The sequence below is a fragment of the Rhodococcus sp. IEGM 1241 genome (assembly GCF_033142365.1).
GTDB classification, from domain to species: Bacteria; Actinomycetota; Actinomycetes; order Mycobacteriales; family Mycobacteriaceae; genus Rhodococcus_F; species Rhodococcus_F erythropolis.
Genome location: NZ_JAWLSE010000001.1, coordinates 552,804 through 568,111 on the forward strand (window position 1 = coordinate 552,804; position 15,308 = coordinate 568,111).

The following is a 15,308-nucleotide window of genomic DNA, read 5'->3' on the forward strand; positions in this document are numbered from 1 at the left end:
ACACAGTCATCTCATGCGTCAGGAGCAGGTTTGCCCGATTGTGTAGCTGCGTTTTCGAGCATCTCGATTCGGTTGTTGAGCCGCTCGATCGTCATACGCACACTCCAGATGAGTTCGACGAGGCTTTCCTGCATGACGGGGATGCCCATGATGTCCGACAACTGGCGCCACAGCGCCATAGTCGACTTTCGATGGGAATCGTATGTGACTTGTAGCGCCGCCAACTGCACCTCTGCGGGTACTTGATCCTTGACATGCGAACCGAAGGGTGGGGGTTCCTGGTCAACCCACGGCGACCATCGCGATTGGACTTCTGCCTCCGTCATCTTGGACAGTCTTTCCAGTATCTCGCGGCATGCGGCGGGTGAGGAGAACACCGTTTCGAGGCATCGGTGGTAGTCCGGGGGTTGCATTTGCTTGTGTTCCGACATTGATCAGCGCTCCGCGTACTCCGTCCGGAGACGAAGGTTACGAGAGTACACCGAATCGGCCTTGGCGACAGCTGCAGTTCAGCCGCCTTGACTCAGTTCGCTGAAGATCAGGTTGGTCTGTGTATTGGCGATAGCCGGATCGTTGAGGTGTGCGCTGACGAAATCGCGAAGCCGAGTGGGGGATTCACACGACACGTGCACCAGGAGATCACGGTCTCCACTCATCAGGAACACTCGCTGAACCGAATCCAATCCACTCAGGTGCTCGGCAATTTCCGTCATCCGGCTCCTGGCGTGGGAGTGAATCAGAATCGACACCATCGCCGAGATCTCGAGGCCGAGTAGCTCGAGGTCTATGTCTGCATGAAACCCCTTGATGACGCCCGATTCGCGTAGAGCGCGCATCCGCGCCAGAGCGGTCGACGGCGCTATCCCGACCTTCTCGGCGAGTGCATTGTTGGGGATGCGTGCATCCCGGACGAGTTCGCGGAGAATCGCCGTATCGACGTCGTCGAGCCGAACATGATTCGGCCGAGCTGCGGCAGCTGCCCGTTCGATCGCATTTATCATCCGATTTCTCCCTGCCGTCGCGAAAATATTCAGCATCTATTGACCGCGCCCGTCGATGATCCTAGCTTTTGCCAAACACATCGAATTATCAAACGGTCGAGATCGATACAGTCGACTGTTGCGACGAAGGGGTCTGGATGCTTCCGAGGATCGGCCGACACACGGGCGACGGACACACGGGCGACTGGAGGGCACGGTTGATCGACATCAGCCCGCCGATCTCCGAATCGACGCCCGTGTGGCCAGGCGATACCGCCTTCACCCGCGCTGTCACGTCAGACCTCGGCGGCAGTGACGCCGTCACCATCAACCGAATCACCACCACTCCTCATATCGGTGCTCACGCCGATGCGCCGGCGCACACCCGCATCGGCGGTGCGCCCATCGGTTCTGTCCCCCTCGAGCCCTATCTCGGCGAAGCAATGGTGGTCGACATGACGGGCGTCGACGGTGCCGCATGCATCAGGCCCGTCGAAGAGACGGTGGAGCGACTCGGCGGCCATCTGCCGCAGCGGCTGATTCTGAGGACTTACCCGAAGTACCCGCGCGAGTGGGACAACGACTTCGCCGGCGTTTCTCCGGAGCTGACCCACTGGTTCGCCGACCACGGTGGAGTTCTGATCGGAATCGACGGCGCCTCGTTCGATCCGATGGACAGCAAGACCATGGACGGGCACCACGCGGCAGGCGATCGTGGCGTCGCGATCCTCGAAGGACTTTGCCTCGACGAGGTCGACGAAGGCTACTACGAGTTGATCGCACTGCCGCTGAAGTTCCTCGACCTCGATGCCAGCCCGGTACGCGCCGTGCTCCGGACTCTGCCTTCATCACTTTCAACGCCGACACATGCAGGAGAAGAATCGTCATGACATCGACAACCACCCCTTCGTTGGAAGACTGCGTCAAGGCCGACGCAGTGGATCCCCTGAGGGAGTTCCGCCGCGAGTTCGCGATTCCGGAGGGCGTTCTCTACTTCGACGGAAACTCGCTCGGCGCGCGTCCCATTGCCGCACAGGAATGCGCCGCGAGAGTGATCGGCGACGAGTGGGGCAACGGCTTGGTTCGCAGTTGGAACGAGGCTGGATGGTTCGACCTCCCGGTCCGCCTCGGTGACAAACTTGCCCCGTTGCTGGGAGCAGGTGAAGGCGAAGTGGTAGTGACGGATTCGACGTCGATCAACCTGTTCAAGGCATTGGCCTCCGCACTGTCCATCGCGGCTGCTCAGGATCCCAGCCGGAAGGTGATCGTCTCCGAGCGCGACAATTTCCCCACTGACCTCTACATTGCGGAGGGCATCATCTCGCTGCTCGATCAGGGATACGAACTACGCCTGATCGACCAACCGGGCGACCTCACCGAAGCAGTAGGACCAGACACCGCCGTAGTGATGTTGTCGCACGTCAACTACCGCACCGGAAACCTGTATGCGATGACGGAAGTCACTGCAGCAGTGCAGGAACGTGGCGCCCTCATGATCTGGGATCTCGCACACTCGGCCGGCGCCGTCACTGTCGATCTGAGCGGCGCCGACGCCGACTTCGCGGTCGGGTGTACGTACAAGTACCTCAATGGTGGTCCGGGTTCGCCTGCATTCATCTGGGTCAACCGTCGCCATCAGAACACCGGAATCCAGCCACTGTCCGGGTGGTGGGGGCACGCGCGACCGTTCGCGATGGAGTCGGCCTACGAACCGGGCGCAGGAATACGACGGTTTCTGAGTGGTACTCAACCCATCACGTCGTTGTCACTCGTCGAGTGTGGTCTCGACGTCATGCTCAAAGCTGACATGGCCGACATCCGCAGCAAGTCGCTCGCACTGGCCGATCTCTTCATCAACCTCGTCGAGGAGCGTTGCGCTGCCTACGGTTTGGAGTTGATCACGCCGCGCGAGCACGAGCGTCGTGGCTCGCACGTGAGTTTTGTTCATCCCGAGGGCTATTCCATCATGAAGGCTCTCATCGCGCGGGGCGTGATCGGCGACTACCGCGAACCAGGAGTGCTGAGGTTCGGTATCACTCCGCTCTATCTCGGATATGCCGACGTGTGGAACGCCGTCGACGTGTTGCGAGACATCCTCGAGAACAAGTCCTGGGATCGCCCCGAATTCCGCGAGCGCGACGCAGTCACCTGATTCTTCCAAGTTTCCGCGGACCGGGAGGTACCGCCTTTCGCAAGGAGCTTTCATGAGTGATTTCAAAAACATTCAGCAGCGAGAATCAGGTCTCAAACGCGAACTCGGCCCCAAGCAGATGAGCATGATCGCGCTCGGCGGTGCAATCGGCACCGGACTCTTCCTCGGCAGTAAGTTCGCCATCGGATTTGCCGGCCCGAGCGTCATCATCAGTTACGCGATCGGCGGGTTGATCGCCCTCCTGCTGATGGGTGCCCTCGCCGAAATGACCGTCGCACATGCGACATCAGGTTCGTTCGGTGCGTACGCAGAGTTCTACGTCGGACCGTTGATCGGCTTCCTCGTTCGCTATCTCTACTGGTCATGCATCGTCCTCGCGGTCGGGACCGAGGTCACCGCGATCGGTGAATACATGCAGTTCTGGTTCGCCGACGTACCGTCGTGGCTGTGGATCGTGTTGTTCTCCGGAGTGCTGATCGGCGTGAACATGTTCAACGTCAAGGCCTTCGGAACGATGGAGTACTGGTTCTCGACGATCAAGGTCTTCGCGATCGTGGCGTTCATCGTGATGGCAGCGTACGTCGTGTTCGGTAGCGGGAACCCGGACTACGGATTTCACAATTACACGGCCGGTGGCGGATTCTTTCCGAATGGTTTGTCCGGCATGTGGTTTGCCGTGATCGTATCGATCTTCAGCTACTTGAGCATCGAGATGATCGCCATTGCGGCCGGTGAGGCGGAGAACCCGGCGGTGGCGGTGAAGAAGGCGTTCCGTGTGACGATCGTCCGGCTGTTCGTCTTCTACATCGCAACCCTTGCTTTGATTCTGGCAATTGCTCCGATGGACAAGATCTTGAGCGGCGGAAGCCCTTTCGTCACGGTGATGCAGGTCGTGAAGATTCCGGGCGCAGACAGTGTGTTGAACTTCGTGGTGATCATTGCCGCGCTGTCCGCGATGAACAGTCAGTTGTACGTGTCTTCGCGAATGATGTTCTCGCTCTCCCGTGCTGGTGACGCGCCGGCCGTTCTCGGCAAGGTCAGGGCCAACGGCTCGCCGGTCAACGCCCTGTTGCTGTCGACATCGGGTATCGCCGTCGCCACAATCGTCTACGTGCTTTTTCCCGAGCAGGCATTCACGTTGATGATCTCGTTGTCGATGTTCGGAGCGATGGCGACGTGGCTGCTGATCTTCTTGACGCACTGGTTCTTTCGCAAGCGGATGGCAAGCGAAGGACGAACCCTCTCGTTCACGATTCCGTTCTTCCCGGTGGGGACGATACTGGGTGGTGTCCTCATGGTCGCGATCCTCGTCACGACATTGTGGGTCGAGGATTTCAAGATGACCTTGGTGTTCGGGGTGCCGTTTGTTCTTGCCGTGATCGGCATCTACTACTTCACCCGATCACGTCGGGCGCAGAGTCGAGCGGTAACGGCTGAACAGGTTCAGGACGAGATCACCGGCACGGTGGTCAAGCGGGTGCCCTGACTCGCATTGGGAATCACAGGGTTTCGGCCATGAACTCCATAGTGCGGGTCCAGGCGAGGGCAGCAGAATCCGGGGCGTAGTGGCTGGTCGAAGTGTCGTTGTTGAACGCGTGGCCGGCGTCGGCATAGCGGTACACCCGGGCGAGATCGGACGCGGTTGCGCGCAATTGCTCGACGCTCTCCGGCGGGATACTCGGATCGAGGTCGCCGTAGTGACCGAGCCACGGGACCTGCAGTTGCGCTGCAAGTTCGGTGCCTGCCGCGATTCCGTCCCATCGGGCCTCGGCGACACCGCCGCCGTAGTACGTGACAGCGGAATCGACGAGGGGTACCGCGGCACACCACAGTGACGCGGTGCCGCCCATGCAGAATCCGAGGGAGCCGACTCTGTCTGCTCCCTCGGATCGGCTGTAGTCGACAGCGGCACGTACGTCGTGGCCGATGCTTGTGCTGTCGAGTGCCATGAGCGCATCCTTCGCGGACGGGAAGTCGGTGAAGGAGGTCTGTGCGCCGCGGTGGTAGAGATGCGGGGCGACGGCAAGGTAGCCGGCGTCGGCGAGGCGTTCGAGGATGCTCTCGATGTGTTGGTTCACGCCCCACGCTTCTTGGAGAACTACTACCGCATGTCTCGGTTCACTCGGCGAATCCGGTCGGCTGACGGTCAGCGGTACGTCACGTGTGGTCGTCGTGAAAGTTCCCATGTCCCGACTGTATGCGAGTACGGACTGTATTCGAGCACAGCCTGTAGGTGCACGGTCGAACTAGACTCGTCGAATGTTCAGTTCCGACGTTCCGCCGATCAGCCTGGGCAGTTGGCCGACGCCCGTCGAACCTTTGGCGCGTTGCGCGAAGGCACTCGGATTGGGGCCGGAAGACCTGTGGATCAAACGTGACGATGTCACCGGACTAGGCGGTGGCGGCAACAAGATCCGAAAGCTGCAGTACACCTGCGCTCAGGCTTTGGCCGTCGGCGCGACGACTTTGATTACTACCGGTGCACCGCAAAGCAATCACGCTCGGTTGACTGCATCCGCAGCAGCCCGTTTGGGATTGCGTTGTGTGCTGGTGCTCGGTGGTGCCGAGCCGGAATCCGCGCAGGGAAATCTCGTTCTGGATGCACTCGCGGGCGCTGAGATCGTCTGGGCCGGTGGGGACACGGCATCCGCGGTCGACGCCGCGGTGCAGGCCGTCGCTGACTCGGGCGGAGTTCCTTTTGTCATTCCCTTCGGTGGTACCAGCGCTGTGGCCGCGCAGGGTTACGTCGACTGCGCACGCGAGATCGAGCAGCAACTCCCCGGAGTGGAACGCGTCGTGGTTGCACTCGGATCGGGAGGAACGATGGCTGGACTTGTCGCGCATCTGGGCGTCGACAGAGTTGTCGGCGTCGATGTCGGGGCTGTTGCCGATCCAGTGTCGACCCTCGCTGGGTTATTGGACGAGATGCCTGGTCCGATCGTGCGAGCCGCAGATCTTCAGATCCTGCGAAACCAAGTTGGACAAGGATATTCGACGCTCACGGAAGCATCAGCCGGCGCGATCCGATGTTTGGCTCGTACGGAGGGCATCTTCCTCGACCCGACGTACACCGGCCGAGCCTTTGCGGGATTGATCCAACTCGTGAAGGACAAAGCCATCACGGCGGGATCAAAAACGGTCTTCCTGCACACCGGTGGGTTACCTGGCCTGTTCGGACATCCCGAACTGTCGACGCTGCGGTGAGCGAGCAGATCGACTACCCGCTCAGCAGCCCGCTCGACGAGCTGTCCGAGTGGCAACGCGTCGTGCGACCGCTGCGCGTCAGTGCCGACGGGTATCTGCGTTTGGCGACCAATCGGCTGTCAGTCGACTCCGACTACACGTGGGAGATGCACCGCCACAGCGATCACGAATTGCTGTGGGCGATCGACGGTGTTCTCGAGGTCCGTACTCCGGAGACTGTGTACACGGTGCCGAGCGGGGTCAGTCTGTGGATCCCGTCCTATGTTCCCCACGAGGTGACGGCGCGTAGCGGCACAGAATTGTCGTGCACGTGGTTGGTGGCATCCGATGTGACCGGGTTGGATCGTGTGGTGGCCTTGTCCACCCCTCCGCTGCTCGAACAAGTACTCGATCACCTCACCCGAGACGACTTGACCGACGCGGCTCGTCGACGAGCCGAGGCGTTTGCCATCGACCTCGTCGAACCCGTTCCGCGACTGATTTTCGATGTGCCGCTGCCGACGACGCCGTGGCTTCGGCAGATCGCAGATCAGTTGGTTGCCAGCCCGGCCGACACCCGATCGGTCGAGGAGTGGGCCACCGACGCGAAGGTCAGTACGAGGACTCTCACACGAAGGTTTCCGGCCGAAACCGGATTGACCTTCTCGGAATGGCGTATGCGACTGCGGGCTCATCACGCGATGCAACTTCTGGCACTCGGTCGAAGCATCTCGTTTGTATCGAGGAGGACGGGTTTCCGTTCCGAAAGCGCGTTCGGTGCGGCTTTTCGTCGAACGATGGGTGTGACCCCGGGGGAGTTCGCAAGCCTGATCGATCATCCGCGCGCGCCAATGACCGATTGGCTACAGGACTAGTCCGAACAGCGACTCAAAGCGCCTCGATCGGACTTGTGTCGTGCCACAGAATGAACTTAGGGTTGGCTAAACAATCACCTCTGTAGGAGTTCTGCGTGCGCGCAATTCGATCATTTTCTTTCGGTTCCAGAGTCATCGCAGCGGCGGCAGCTGCCGTTGTCGGTGCGATGGTGGTGACTGGCTGTTCCTCGTCATCGGCCGACTCCGAGCCGACGGACGTCCGGACCGTTGCCTCGGCATACGGGGACATCGAGGTTCCCGCCTCGCCGGAGCGCGTCGTCGCCGCGTCGTACGACACTCCTTGGCAGCTCATGTCCCTCGGAGTGAAACCGGCTGCTGTGCAGGACTACGGCAAGTGGATCAGTGAATTCTCGCCCGAGCAGCAGGCCTTCGTCGACGGGCTCCCGACCATCGGGCCCTACGGGGAAATGAACTTCGAAGCGATCGCTGCGGCAGATCCCGACATCATCGTCGGCGACGCCGACGAGGTGGACCAAGCGGCGTTCGACCGTCTGTCTGGCATTGCGCCCACTGTCATCGTCAAGGGCGAGAGTCGAGGCGACTGGAAGACGATCACCACGGAGATCGCCGAGGCGATCGGCAAGACGGACGTGCTCGAGTCGACGCGCACTGCTTACGAAGAGAATCTCGAACGTGTTCGTGGCGAGTACGCGGACGTGATCGCGAACAACAAGTGGATTCACATTTCGCTCGGAGACGCACCCGGCGCTTTCTCGGTTCAGCAGCCCACTGGTGCGATCGGCAATTTGGTCGTCAACGAACTCGGATTGGCGTACGGGCCCGGTGTTCCGACCAATTACACCGATGCCGGATACGAGTCCTACCCGATGGAGCAGTTGGCCGACATCATGAACGGTGTGACGGTCGTGCTGTATCCGCTGAACGCGGACGGGTCGACCAGTGCGGCGGTTCAGGCGGTCCTCGACGACAACCTCTTCACGAGGCTGCCGGCGGCGCAGGCTGGCCACGTCTTCGGATTGCAGTCGAGTGTCACAGATTTCGTGACCGCGAACGGTTGGCTGAACGAAGTGAAAACGAAGGTGTTTGCAACGCTCTGACGCTTGCTCACCTTTTGACTGCGCGCCCGCAACTGACCAGTTGAGGGCGCGCAGTCTTTTTGGTTGCCGCTCCGGGTGAGAATCCTGTCCTCTGCTTATGATTTCTGTCACGGCTGGTTACCGTTACTTCGTTGAACCGGACCAGGGCTGGTCTTGCCAGACCCTTGACGTTTCGAGGCGCGGCAAAAGGTTGATGCGGTGTCCATTGCCGCAGATCGATGGGGTATTTTGTCCGAATCAGCTGTCGGGGTGAACAGTGGCTACTCGGGGGAGAGCGCGTGCCGGACATGTGTCCCGGTCGGGTTTCCAGTAGGGCGTCGTGCGTTCACGGCCACATCCGTCAGCGCGCGAGTCGTGGTTTGCTGAGCGTGAACGGTGCGTGGGGCGAATCGTTCGAGGGGACGAAAGGCGAGATCGGCGAATGACAGCGACTTCCGACGCACGGCATACCGAATCGAAGGCTGTCCAGAACACCGACTCGCCGTCTGGCGAAAACCCGCGCTGGCGCGACCGCAAAAGGTACCTGTGGCCGCTCGGATTGCTGATTCCACTCAGCCCGTTCATCTCCTGGTTTCTCGTCGACAACCTTCGTCTCGGATTGTTCTGGGCGACCGGCGCGTGGCTGCTGGTCATCGTCATCCCGATCATCGACATGTTGGCTGGTGAAGACGGCGAAAGTCCGCCGGACGATGCGATCCCACGACTGCAGAAGGACCGCTACTACCGCTGGTGCACTTACGCGTTCCTCCCCTTGCAATACGCCGGTCTGGTCTTCGCCTGCTGGTGCTGGATCAACGCTCCGATGGGAATCGCGGAGAAGATCGCGATGTCGTTCACGGTGGGTGTCGTCGCCGGCGTCGGTATCAACGCGGCCCACGAGCTCGGCCACAAGAGCGAGAAGGTCGAACAGTGGCTCGCGAAAGTGGCGCTTGCGCAATCTCTCTACGGGCACTTCTACGTGGAACACAATTTCGGCCACCATGTGCGTGTAGCTACTCCGCAGGACCCGGCCAGCTCACGGTTCGGTGAGAGCTTCTGGAGGTTCTTGCCACGAAGTGTGTTCGGCGGGCTGCGGTCGGCATGGCGCATCGAGAGCGCTCGACTCCAGAGGAAAGGCAAACGAACCTGGAGCTTCGAGAACAATATTCTCAACGCTTGGGCGATGAGTGTTGTCCTCTTCGCGACGCTGATCGGTATCTTCGGTTGGGAGGTCGCGCCCTGGCTCCTGCTGCAGGCAGTTGCCGGATTCACCTTCCTCGAAGCGGCGAACTACCTCGAGCATTACGGTCTGCTGCGTGGCAAGCGTGCTGACGGCTCGTACGTTCGCTGCAGCCCCGCTGACAGTTGGAACAGCGATCACGTCGTGAGCAATCTGTTTCTCTACCAACTGCAGCGGCACAGCGATCACCACGCCAACCCGAAGCTGCGGTACCAAAGTCTGCGTAGCGCGGCCGAAGCGCCGCAACTTCCGGCCGGCTACGCAGTGATGATCGTGATCGCGTGGATTCCACCACTGTGGCGCCGGGTGATGGATCAGAGATTGTTGGACTACTACGACGGCGACACAGAACGAATCAACGTCGGCTGATCACGTAGCCGTCCGCTGAACTGTTCGGAGTTGTCGTCTCAGCGACCGTCATCCCACACGGTGTTACCGCTTGCGGTCGTCGAAGGGTAGTCCTGGACCGCGTCCCAGTGTTCGACAATTTTGCCGTTCTCGTCGAATCGGAAGATGTCCATCGAGCCGCTGCCGGCCGTTCCCTCACCGGACGAAGCGAAGGTCTGAACAAAGACGAAGTCGCCCTCGGCTACCGTCCGTGGAAACTTGGTGGCCTTGTCTCCGGTAACGGGTTCGATCCCGGCCAGTGCGGTGACAAATGCGTCCTTGCCGTCAGCGAACGAGGGGTTGTGCTGGGTGTAGGTCGGACCGACCAGCTGGTCGGCAGCCTCGGCGGCTTTGCCTTCGTTGAAGGCGAGCTGCAGGAACGTCAACGCGTTGGCCGTGTTGCGCTCCAAGACTTCTGACGACTTGGACGGCGACGAGGTGGGTCCGTCGAACATCGTGTTCGGATTTGCGGACGTTTCCGGCACGTCTTGAATGGCATTCCAGTGTTCGACGATCTTGCCGTTGTCGACGCGGAAGATGTCGAACACGGCCTGGCCGCGGTCGCCGGGTGCAGACGTGGTGTGAGACTGGAGGGCAACCAGATCGCCCTCGGCGAAAACACGAGTGATCTCGGCGTGCAATCCGGGTGTGGCCTCGACGTAACCGCCTATGCCGCTGACAAATCCGGCTGCCCCGTCGGCGGCGGTGGGGTTGTGTTGGATGTAGACGTCGCCAAGGTATCGGTCGGCGGCCTGCTGTACCTGACGGCCGTTGAACGCCAGTTCGTAGAAGTCCGTGACGACGGTCTTGTTGGATTCGAGTTGATCGCCCTGCTGGGCGACAACGCTCGTGGACGTCGTAGAACTGCTGGGCGTTGCGGATTCCGCGTCGTTGGAGCACGCGGTGAGCAGGAGAGCGGCGGCAGCGGGAACAGTGATCCAGGCTGCGCGCCTACGGAGGTTGCTCATGTTCAGTGTGCGACGGTGAAACGCTGGCGACGGTGGGCCGGAGTCTCGATCTCGTCGACAAAAGCGTGGGCGTAGTCTTCGCCCGCGATGGCGGAGTTACCCTCGGCGTCCGTCAGCAGAATGTCGCCACCCACCTGGAAGGACCCCTTCGGAGCGACGCCGGCATGGGCGCCGAATGCTGCGCCCGGGCTCACGTAGAACCAGTCGACATTGCTGTCGGTCGCGCGGAGCGCGTCGAGGACGTCGGCGTGAGCGAGCGCCTCACCCTTGTATGCGTCCGGGAAGTCGGGGGTGTCGACGACGCGCGGCCCACCCTCGGCGACCAACAGGCTGCCGGCGCCACCGACTACGGCAATGCGAGCACCGTTGCGTGCGGCGGCATCGGCGAGGGGAGTGACGGCGTCGAGCAGGCGCTTGCCGTCGATCTCGCGAGCGGGGATGGCAACGACAACGACGTCGTTGTCTGCCGTGATCTGCTCCACGATCGTGTTGTCGTGAACCGAACCCTGCACGACATTCGTGTCGGTTCCGGACTGCGCGCTGCGAGCGACGACGGTTACCTCGTGGCCGCGTGAAGCGGCTTCCTTCGCGATTGCGCTTCCTGCAAAACCGTTTCCACCGAATACTGCGATCTTCGACATGGCGTGTGCCTTTCCTTGATGTCGTCGTTGTGCTTGTAGTAGTAAATTTATTCACCTGGAAGGTCGATGTCTCGGTCAGATGCGGGCAGTAATTGGTGAAAAACAGACATCTTGATGACGATGGGCCGACTGCTTCGGGTCGAAGTTGCGAACCGTAGGGTTGGTACATGACTCTCACCGCCGACAACAACGCAGGTCCGCTGGCAATCGAGCGCTCGGACGTCGAAGCTGCGCGGACTCGTATCGCAGGACTGGCGCGGCGTACTCCCATCTTTCGAACTGCGGTGCCGACACCACACGGTGAGGTGCCGGTTCTGTTCAAGCTCGAGTACCTCCAACACGGCGGCTCCTTCAAGGTGCGCGGCAGTCTCAATGCCGTGGAACGAGCGGTCGCCGACGGCACCATGCCTGACGCAGGCGTGGTGATCGCGTCCGGCGGCAACGCTGCGATCGGCGCTGCGTGGGCCGCGCGGCGCCGAGGGCTCACCTGCACAGTGGTGGTGCCGGAGACAGCGCCCGAAGCGAAGGTGAAGGCACTTGGGGAGTTGGGTGCAACCGTTCACAAGGTCGGCGACCGGTATGCACTCGCTGCTGCCGCTGCGGCGGACATCGCACGCTCGAGCGGTGCGCTCGAACTGCACGCCTACGACCTGCCCGACATCGTCAGCGGAGCCGGGACCATTGCTCTCGAGATCGAGGACGACGCATCCGGACCGATCACGTATTGCGTTGCAGTCGGTGGCGGCGGCTTGGTCTCTGGAATCGTCGCGGCGGCTCGTCCCGAAGATCAAGTGGTAGCCGTCGAGCCGACCGGGGCTGCCACCTTGCGCACCTCGCTCGATGCGGGGCGTCCGGCCGATATCGAAGTGAACAGTATCGCCGGGGACTCATTGGGGGCCACACGGATTGGCGCCATCGCCTGGGAGACGCTGCATGAGAGTTCGGTTAACAGCGTTGTGGTCGACGATGATTCGATCCGGCAGGCGCGGGCGTTCCTGTGGCGGGAGTTCCGGATCCTGGTGGAGTTGGGAACCGCGGCAGCAATGGTTCCGGTTCTGAACGGAACGGTGACGCCGCCGTCCGACGGTGAATTGTGCGTCGTTTTGTGCGGCGCCAACACGCATCCGACCGACCTGTAATTTTCGCGTATTTCTTTGCCTGCGTGTGAGAAAGTCCCAGGTGGGTACCTCTCGCAGTATGAGTACCAGCAGCATTATCTGGATAATTGTTGCCGTGGTCGTGGTGATAGCGATCGTGGCCGCACTCCTGTGGGTGGCGCGAAACAGGCGCGACGAGCGTCGTCACATCGAGGCAGAACAGATCCGCGAAGACGTCGCAGACAAGTCGCTGCAAGTAGGCGAGCGCGAGGCGCGGGCAGAAGAGACAGCAGCCAAAGCGCGCATGGTGCAGGCTGAGGCCGACGCCAAAGCGGCGGAAGCGTCTGCGCTGCAACATCATGCAGCGCAACATCGGAAAGAGGCGACGAGCTCTCGCGAGGAACTGAACCAGCAACGAGATCATGCAGACACGATCGACCCCAAGGTTCCCAACCCCGAAGAACCGCGGTCGACGCCGGATCAGAACCCTCGAAACCCTTGATCTCGAAACACTTGGTGCAGGCGTTCGAGGGAAGCGTCTGCCCGTATATGGTTCGACGATCATGATGAACAAAGAATCGTCACCGCAGGACCAGAAAAGTGTCACGTCCACGGCGGCTGACGTCGCACAGAACAATGTCTTCGAGCGCTTTGCCCGCGCAGGATTTGTCGTCAGCGGCGTGGTTCATCTGCTGATCGGATATATCGCGATCCGCCTTGCTCTCGGTGGATCCGGGTCTGCGGACCAATCGGGTGCGATGGCCGAGTTGGCAGGAAAACCAGGGGGTGTCTTTGCTCTGTGGGTCGGCGTCGTGGCCTTCCTTGCCATGGCGTTGTGGAGATTGGCCGAAGCTGCGTTGGGGAGCTCGTCGTCGCCGTCCTCGGACGACAAGAAGAAGGAGTTCTTCAACCGCGCAAAGGCTCTGGGCATTTCGCTCGTCTATTTCGGTTTTGCTTTCACTGCATTCGGATTCGCCCGCGGAAGCGGGAAGTCCAGCAGCGGTCAGAGTGCGGGAATCACGGCGCGTTTGATGGAGAACACGCTGGGGACTATCGCATTGGTGATCGGTGGGATCGCGATCATCGCTGTTGGTGTTTACCACGTGTACAAGGGCGCGAGCCAGAACTTCCTGGATGATTTGAAAGGCACACCCAGCAACTTCGTGCGCCGACTCGGAACCGTCGGGTACGTCGCCAAGGGCTTGGCCATCGCGGCTGTCGGCGTTCTGGTTCTTCTCGCGGTCAACAGTTCCGAACCCGGCAAGTCCTCCGGACTCGACGGAGCGTTCAAGACGCTGGGTGCGCAGCCGTACGGAGTGGCCCTGCTGATCCTTGCCGGATTGGGCATCATCACCTACGGGCTCTACTGCTTCGTGATGGCACGCTCGACGAAGATGTAGCGCCCGCGGGTAAGTGGGTCTATCCGAATGACCCGGTCTGGAAACCGACGTCGCTGCCCGACGAACTTCCCGTCGAGCTACCGAATATCGGTCGTCTCGGAACCAGATCATGCATCAGGTTCACTGCTGCAGGGTCGATCATCGCCGCATTTCCACCGTTCGCAAGAATCGTGATCGACCAACCGCTGTCGGGAACCAACAGGGTGATGCAGTTGGATCCCGAGCTGTCTCCGTTCTTCTTGGCGAACCGTTGTGGGAAGTTCGGCGTCGGGGGTTGGAGCTGCCACGCCATTCCCATTCCGAATGCAGGATTCTCCGGAGCTTGCGTGTCGATCTGCTCGAGCATCGAGGTCAGGACCGGTTTGAGCGGATTGTTGCCATAGCCGAGAGTTGTTGCGGCCCAGATCGACATATCCTCGGCGGTGCTGACGAGGCCACCCCCGCCTGCGATCGCACCCGTGTTGTTCCACAGAGGGGCTCTTGTGCCGTCGAGGTAGTACGGAACGGCCAGGTCGGTTGCTTTGGTCTCGATCACGGTACCCATCATCCCGAGCGGGTCGGTGATTTCGCGGGCAACTGCTGCCGCGAAAGGCGGCTTCTCCTGTCCCGGAATGATCTTGTCTGCCATGAGTGTGCCGAGCAGTCCGAACCCGAAGTCCGAGTACAGCCAGTGGCTACCGGGGGCGAACTCCAAGGCCCCGGGAGCCCGGAGTCCTTCCCAGAGCATGTCTCTCGTGTACTTCGCTTTCTCGTCCACGCACGACTGTGTGGGATCTGCGCACCCAGCCGAGAGATTGGGTGGGTCGTCGCTAAGACCGGAACGGTGGGTGACCAATTGGCGAAGCGTGATCTCCTCGCCACTGCTGCCTTTTGGCAGCGGGTTGCCGTCCGAATACTTGCTCGCCAGGTCGTCCAATCCGACTTCTCCCCGAGCGATCAGTTTCGCCAGTAGTGCAGCGGTGAAGGTCTTGGTCTCCGAGGCGATCTCGAATTGCGTTCGTGGAGTGACTCTCACGCCGTTTTCGACGTCGGCCTGGCCGTAGTGGTACGTAGTGGTGACACTCGCATTGCGGTTCTTCTCATCCGGTTTGACGATGGCGAAGGCAAGACCGGGGACTCCGCTGTTCAGCAGTGTCTCTGCGACGCGCTGTACCGCTTGGGCTTCCGCAGGATCGCCGACCCGCGAACCTGGATTGGGTGCCGTGGGGCCGGCGGCGCTGGCGGTCGAGGAGGTCGCGAGGGTTATGACGGCGGTTGCCGCCAGCCCTGCAACGCTGATGAACTGTCGTCGTGACGTCCGGGCGGACCCTCGATCCTGGTTTTCCAT

General features: G+C 61.1%; 16 protein-coding genes. 10 read left to right on the plus strand and 6 right to left on the minus strand.

Annotated features, from left to right (window positions below; genetic code table 11):
• Positions 1–11: 11 nt before the first annotated feature.
• Positions 12–326: a hypothetical protein gene (locus R4P70_RS02560; protein WP_139120551.1), complete on the minus strand. Its 315-nt coding sequence runs from the start codon at positions 324–326 to the stop codon at positions 12–14.
• A 183-nt stretch (positions 327–509) separates the two neighbouring features.
• Positions 510–1,001: an Lrp/AsnC family transcriptional regulator gene (locus R4P70_RS02565; protein ID WP_007730865.1), complete on the minus strand. Its 492-nt coding sequence runs from the start codon at positions 999–1,001 to the stop codon at positions 510–512.
• Positions 1,002–1,138: 137 nt separating this feature from the next.
• Here R4P70_RS02565 and kynB point away from each other — a divergent pair, with 137 nt between their 5' ends.
• The 3 genes from kynB to R4P70_RS02580 are packed head-to-tail and all read left to right on the plus strand — an operon-like array spanning position 1,139 to position 4,618.
• Positions 1,139–1,870, plus strand: a complete 732-nt coding sequence (kynB, locus tag R4P70_RS02570; protein ID WP_317830347.1) for an arylformamidase — start codon at positions 1,139–1,141, stop codon at positions 1,868–1,870.
• Complete coding sequence (kynU, locus tag R4P70_RS02575; protein WP_317830348.1) at positions 1,867–3,132, plus strand: kynureninase; 1,266 nt, start codon at positions 1,867–1,869, stop codon at positions 3,130–3,132. Before kynB ends, kynU begins: the two co-directional genes overlap by 4 nt.
• Before the next feature lie 52 nt (positions 3,133–3,184).
• The gene (locus R4P70_RS02580) at positions 3,185–4,618 is read left to right on the plus strand and encodes an amino acid permease (RefSeq protein ID WP_308371344.1); all 1,434 of its coding nucleotides are present in this window, start codon (positions 3,185–3,187) and stop codon (positions 4,616–4,618) included.
• Positions 4,619–4,631: 13 nt separating this feature from the next.
• Here the strand turns inward: R4P70_RS02580 and R4P70_RS02585 are convergent, their stop codons facing one another.
• Entirely contained in the window at positions 4,632–5,318 is a 687-nt protein-coding gene (locus R4P70_RS02585) for a dienelactone hydrolase family protein (protein WP_317830349.1), read from the minus strand.
• Positions 5,319–5,391: 73 nt separating this feature from the next.
• Between R4P70_RS02585 and R4P70_RS02590 the strand changes: the two genes are divergently transcribed.
• The 4 genes from R4P70_RS02590 (at position 5,392) to R4P70_RS02605 (ending at position 9,857) form a co-directional block, all read left to right on the plus strand.
• A complete protein-coding gene (locus R4P70_RS02590) occupies positions 5,392–6,336 on the plus strand; it encodes a D-cysteine desulfhydrase family protein (protein WP_046379441.1) in 945 nt (314 codons plus the stop codon).
• The gene (locus tag R4P70_RS02595) at positions 6,333–7,190 is read left to right on the plus strand and encodes a helix-turn-helix transcriptional regulator (RefSeq protein WP_021331765.1); all 858 of its coding nucleotides are present in this window, start codon (positions 6,333–6,335) and stop codon (positions 7,188–7,190) included. Before R4P70_RS02590 ends, R4P70_RS02595 begins: the two co-directional genes overlap by 4 nt.
• Before the next feature lie 95 nt (positions 7,191–7,285).
• Positions 7,286–8,269, plus strand: coding sequence for an ABC transporter substrate-binding protein (locus tag R4P70_RS02600; RefSeq protein WP_317830350.1), 984 nt, complete (start codon positions 7,286–7,288; stop codon positions 8,267–8,269).
• Positions 8,270–8,690: 421 nt separating this feature from the next.
• Positions 8,691–9,857, plus strand: a complete 1,167-nt coding sequence (locus tag R4P70_RS02605) for an alkane 1-monooxygenase (protein ID WP_020971065.1) — start codon at positions 8,691–8,693, stop codon at positions 9,855–9,857.
• 38 nt (positions 9,858–9,895) lie between these two features.
• Here the strand turns inward: R4P70_RS02605 and R4P70_RS02610 are convergent, their stop codons facing one another.
• Positions 9,896–10,843, minus strand: coding sequence for a nuclear transport factor 2 family protein (locus R4P70_RS02610; protein WP_317830351.1), 948 nt, complete (start codon positions 10,841–10,843; stop codon positions 9,896–9,898).
• A 2-nt stretch (positions 10,844–10,845) separates the two neighbouring features.
• A complete protein-coding gene (locus R4P70_RS02615; protein ID WP_113682681.1) occupies positions 10,846–11,484 on the minus strand; it encodes an NAD(P)-dependent oxidoreductase in 639 nt (212 codons plus the stop codon).
• A 167-nt stretch (positions 11,485–11,651) separates the two neighbouring features.
• Here R4P70_RS02615 and R4P70_RS02620 point away from each other — a divergent pair, with 167 nt between their 5' ends.
• The 3 genes from R4P70_RS02620 to R4P70_RS02630 all read left to right on the plus strand — a co-directional run bounded on the left by R4P70_RS02620 (position 11,652) and on the right by R4P70_RS02630 (position 13,981).
• Entirely contained in the window at positions 11,652–12,623 is a 972-nt protein-coding gene (locus R4P70_RS02620) for a serine/threonine dehydratase (RefSeq protein WP_020909411.1), read from the plus strand.
• A gap of 58 nt (positions 12,624–12,681) precedes the next feature.
• Positions 12,682–13,083 carry a hypothetical protein gene (locus R4P70_RS02625; protein ID WP_020971062.1) on the plus strand — a complete coding sequence of 134 codons (402 nt, stop codon included), beginning with the start codon at positions 12,682–12,684 and terminating at the stop codon, positions 13,081–13,083.
• Between the two features lie 61 nt (positions 13,084–13,144).
• Positions 13,145–13,981, plus strand: coding sequence for a DUF1206 domain-containing protein (locus R4P70_RS02630; protein WP_019745667.1), 837 nt, complete (start codon positions 13,145–13,147; stop codon positions 13,979–13,981).
• 19 nt (positions 13,982–14,000) lie between these two features.
• On the opposite strand, the gene R4P70_RS02635 is transcribed toward R4P70_RS02630, so the two are convergent.
• A complete protein-coding gene (locus R4P70_RS02635) occupies positions 14,001–15,308 on the minus strand; it encodes a serine hydrolase domain-containing protein (RefSeq protein WP_317830352.1) in 1,308 nt (435 codons plus the stop codon).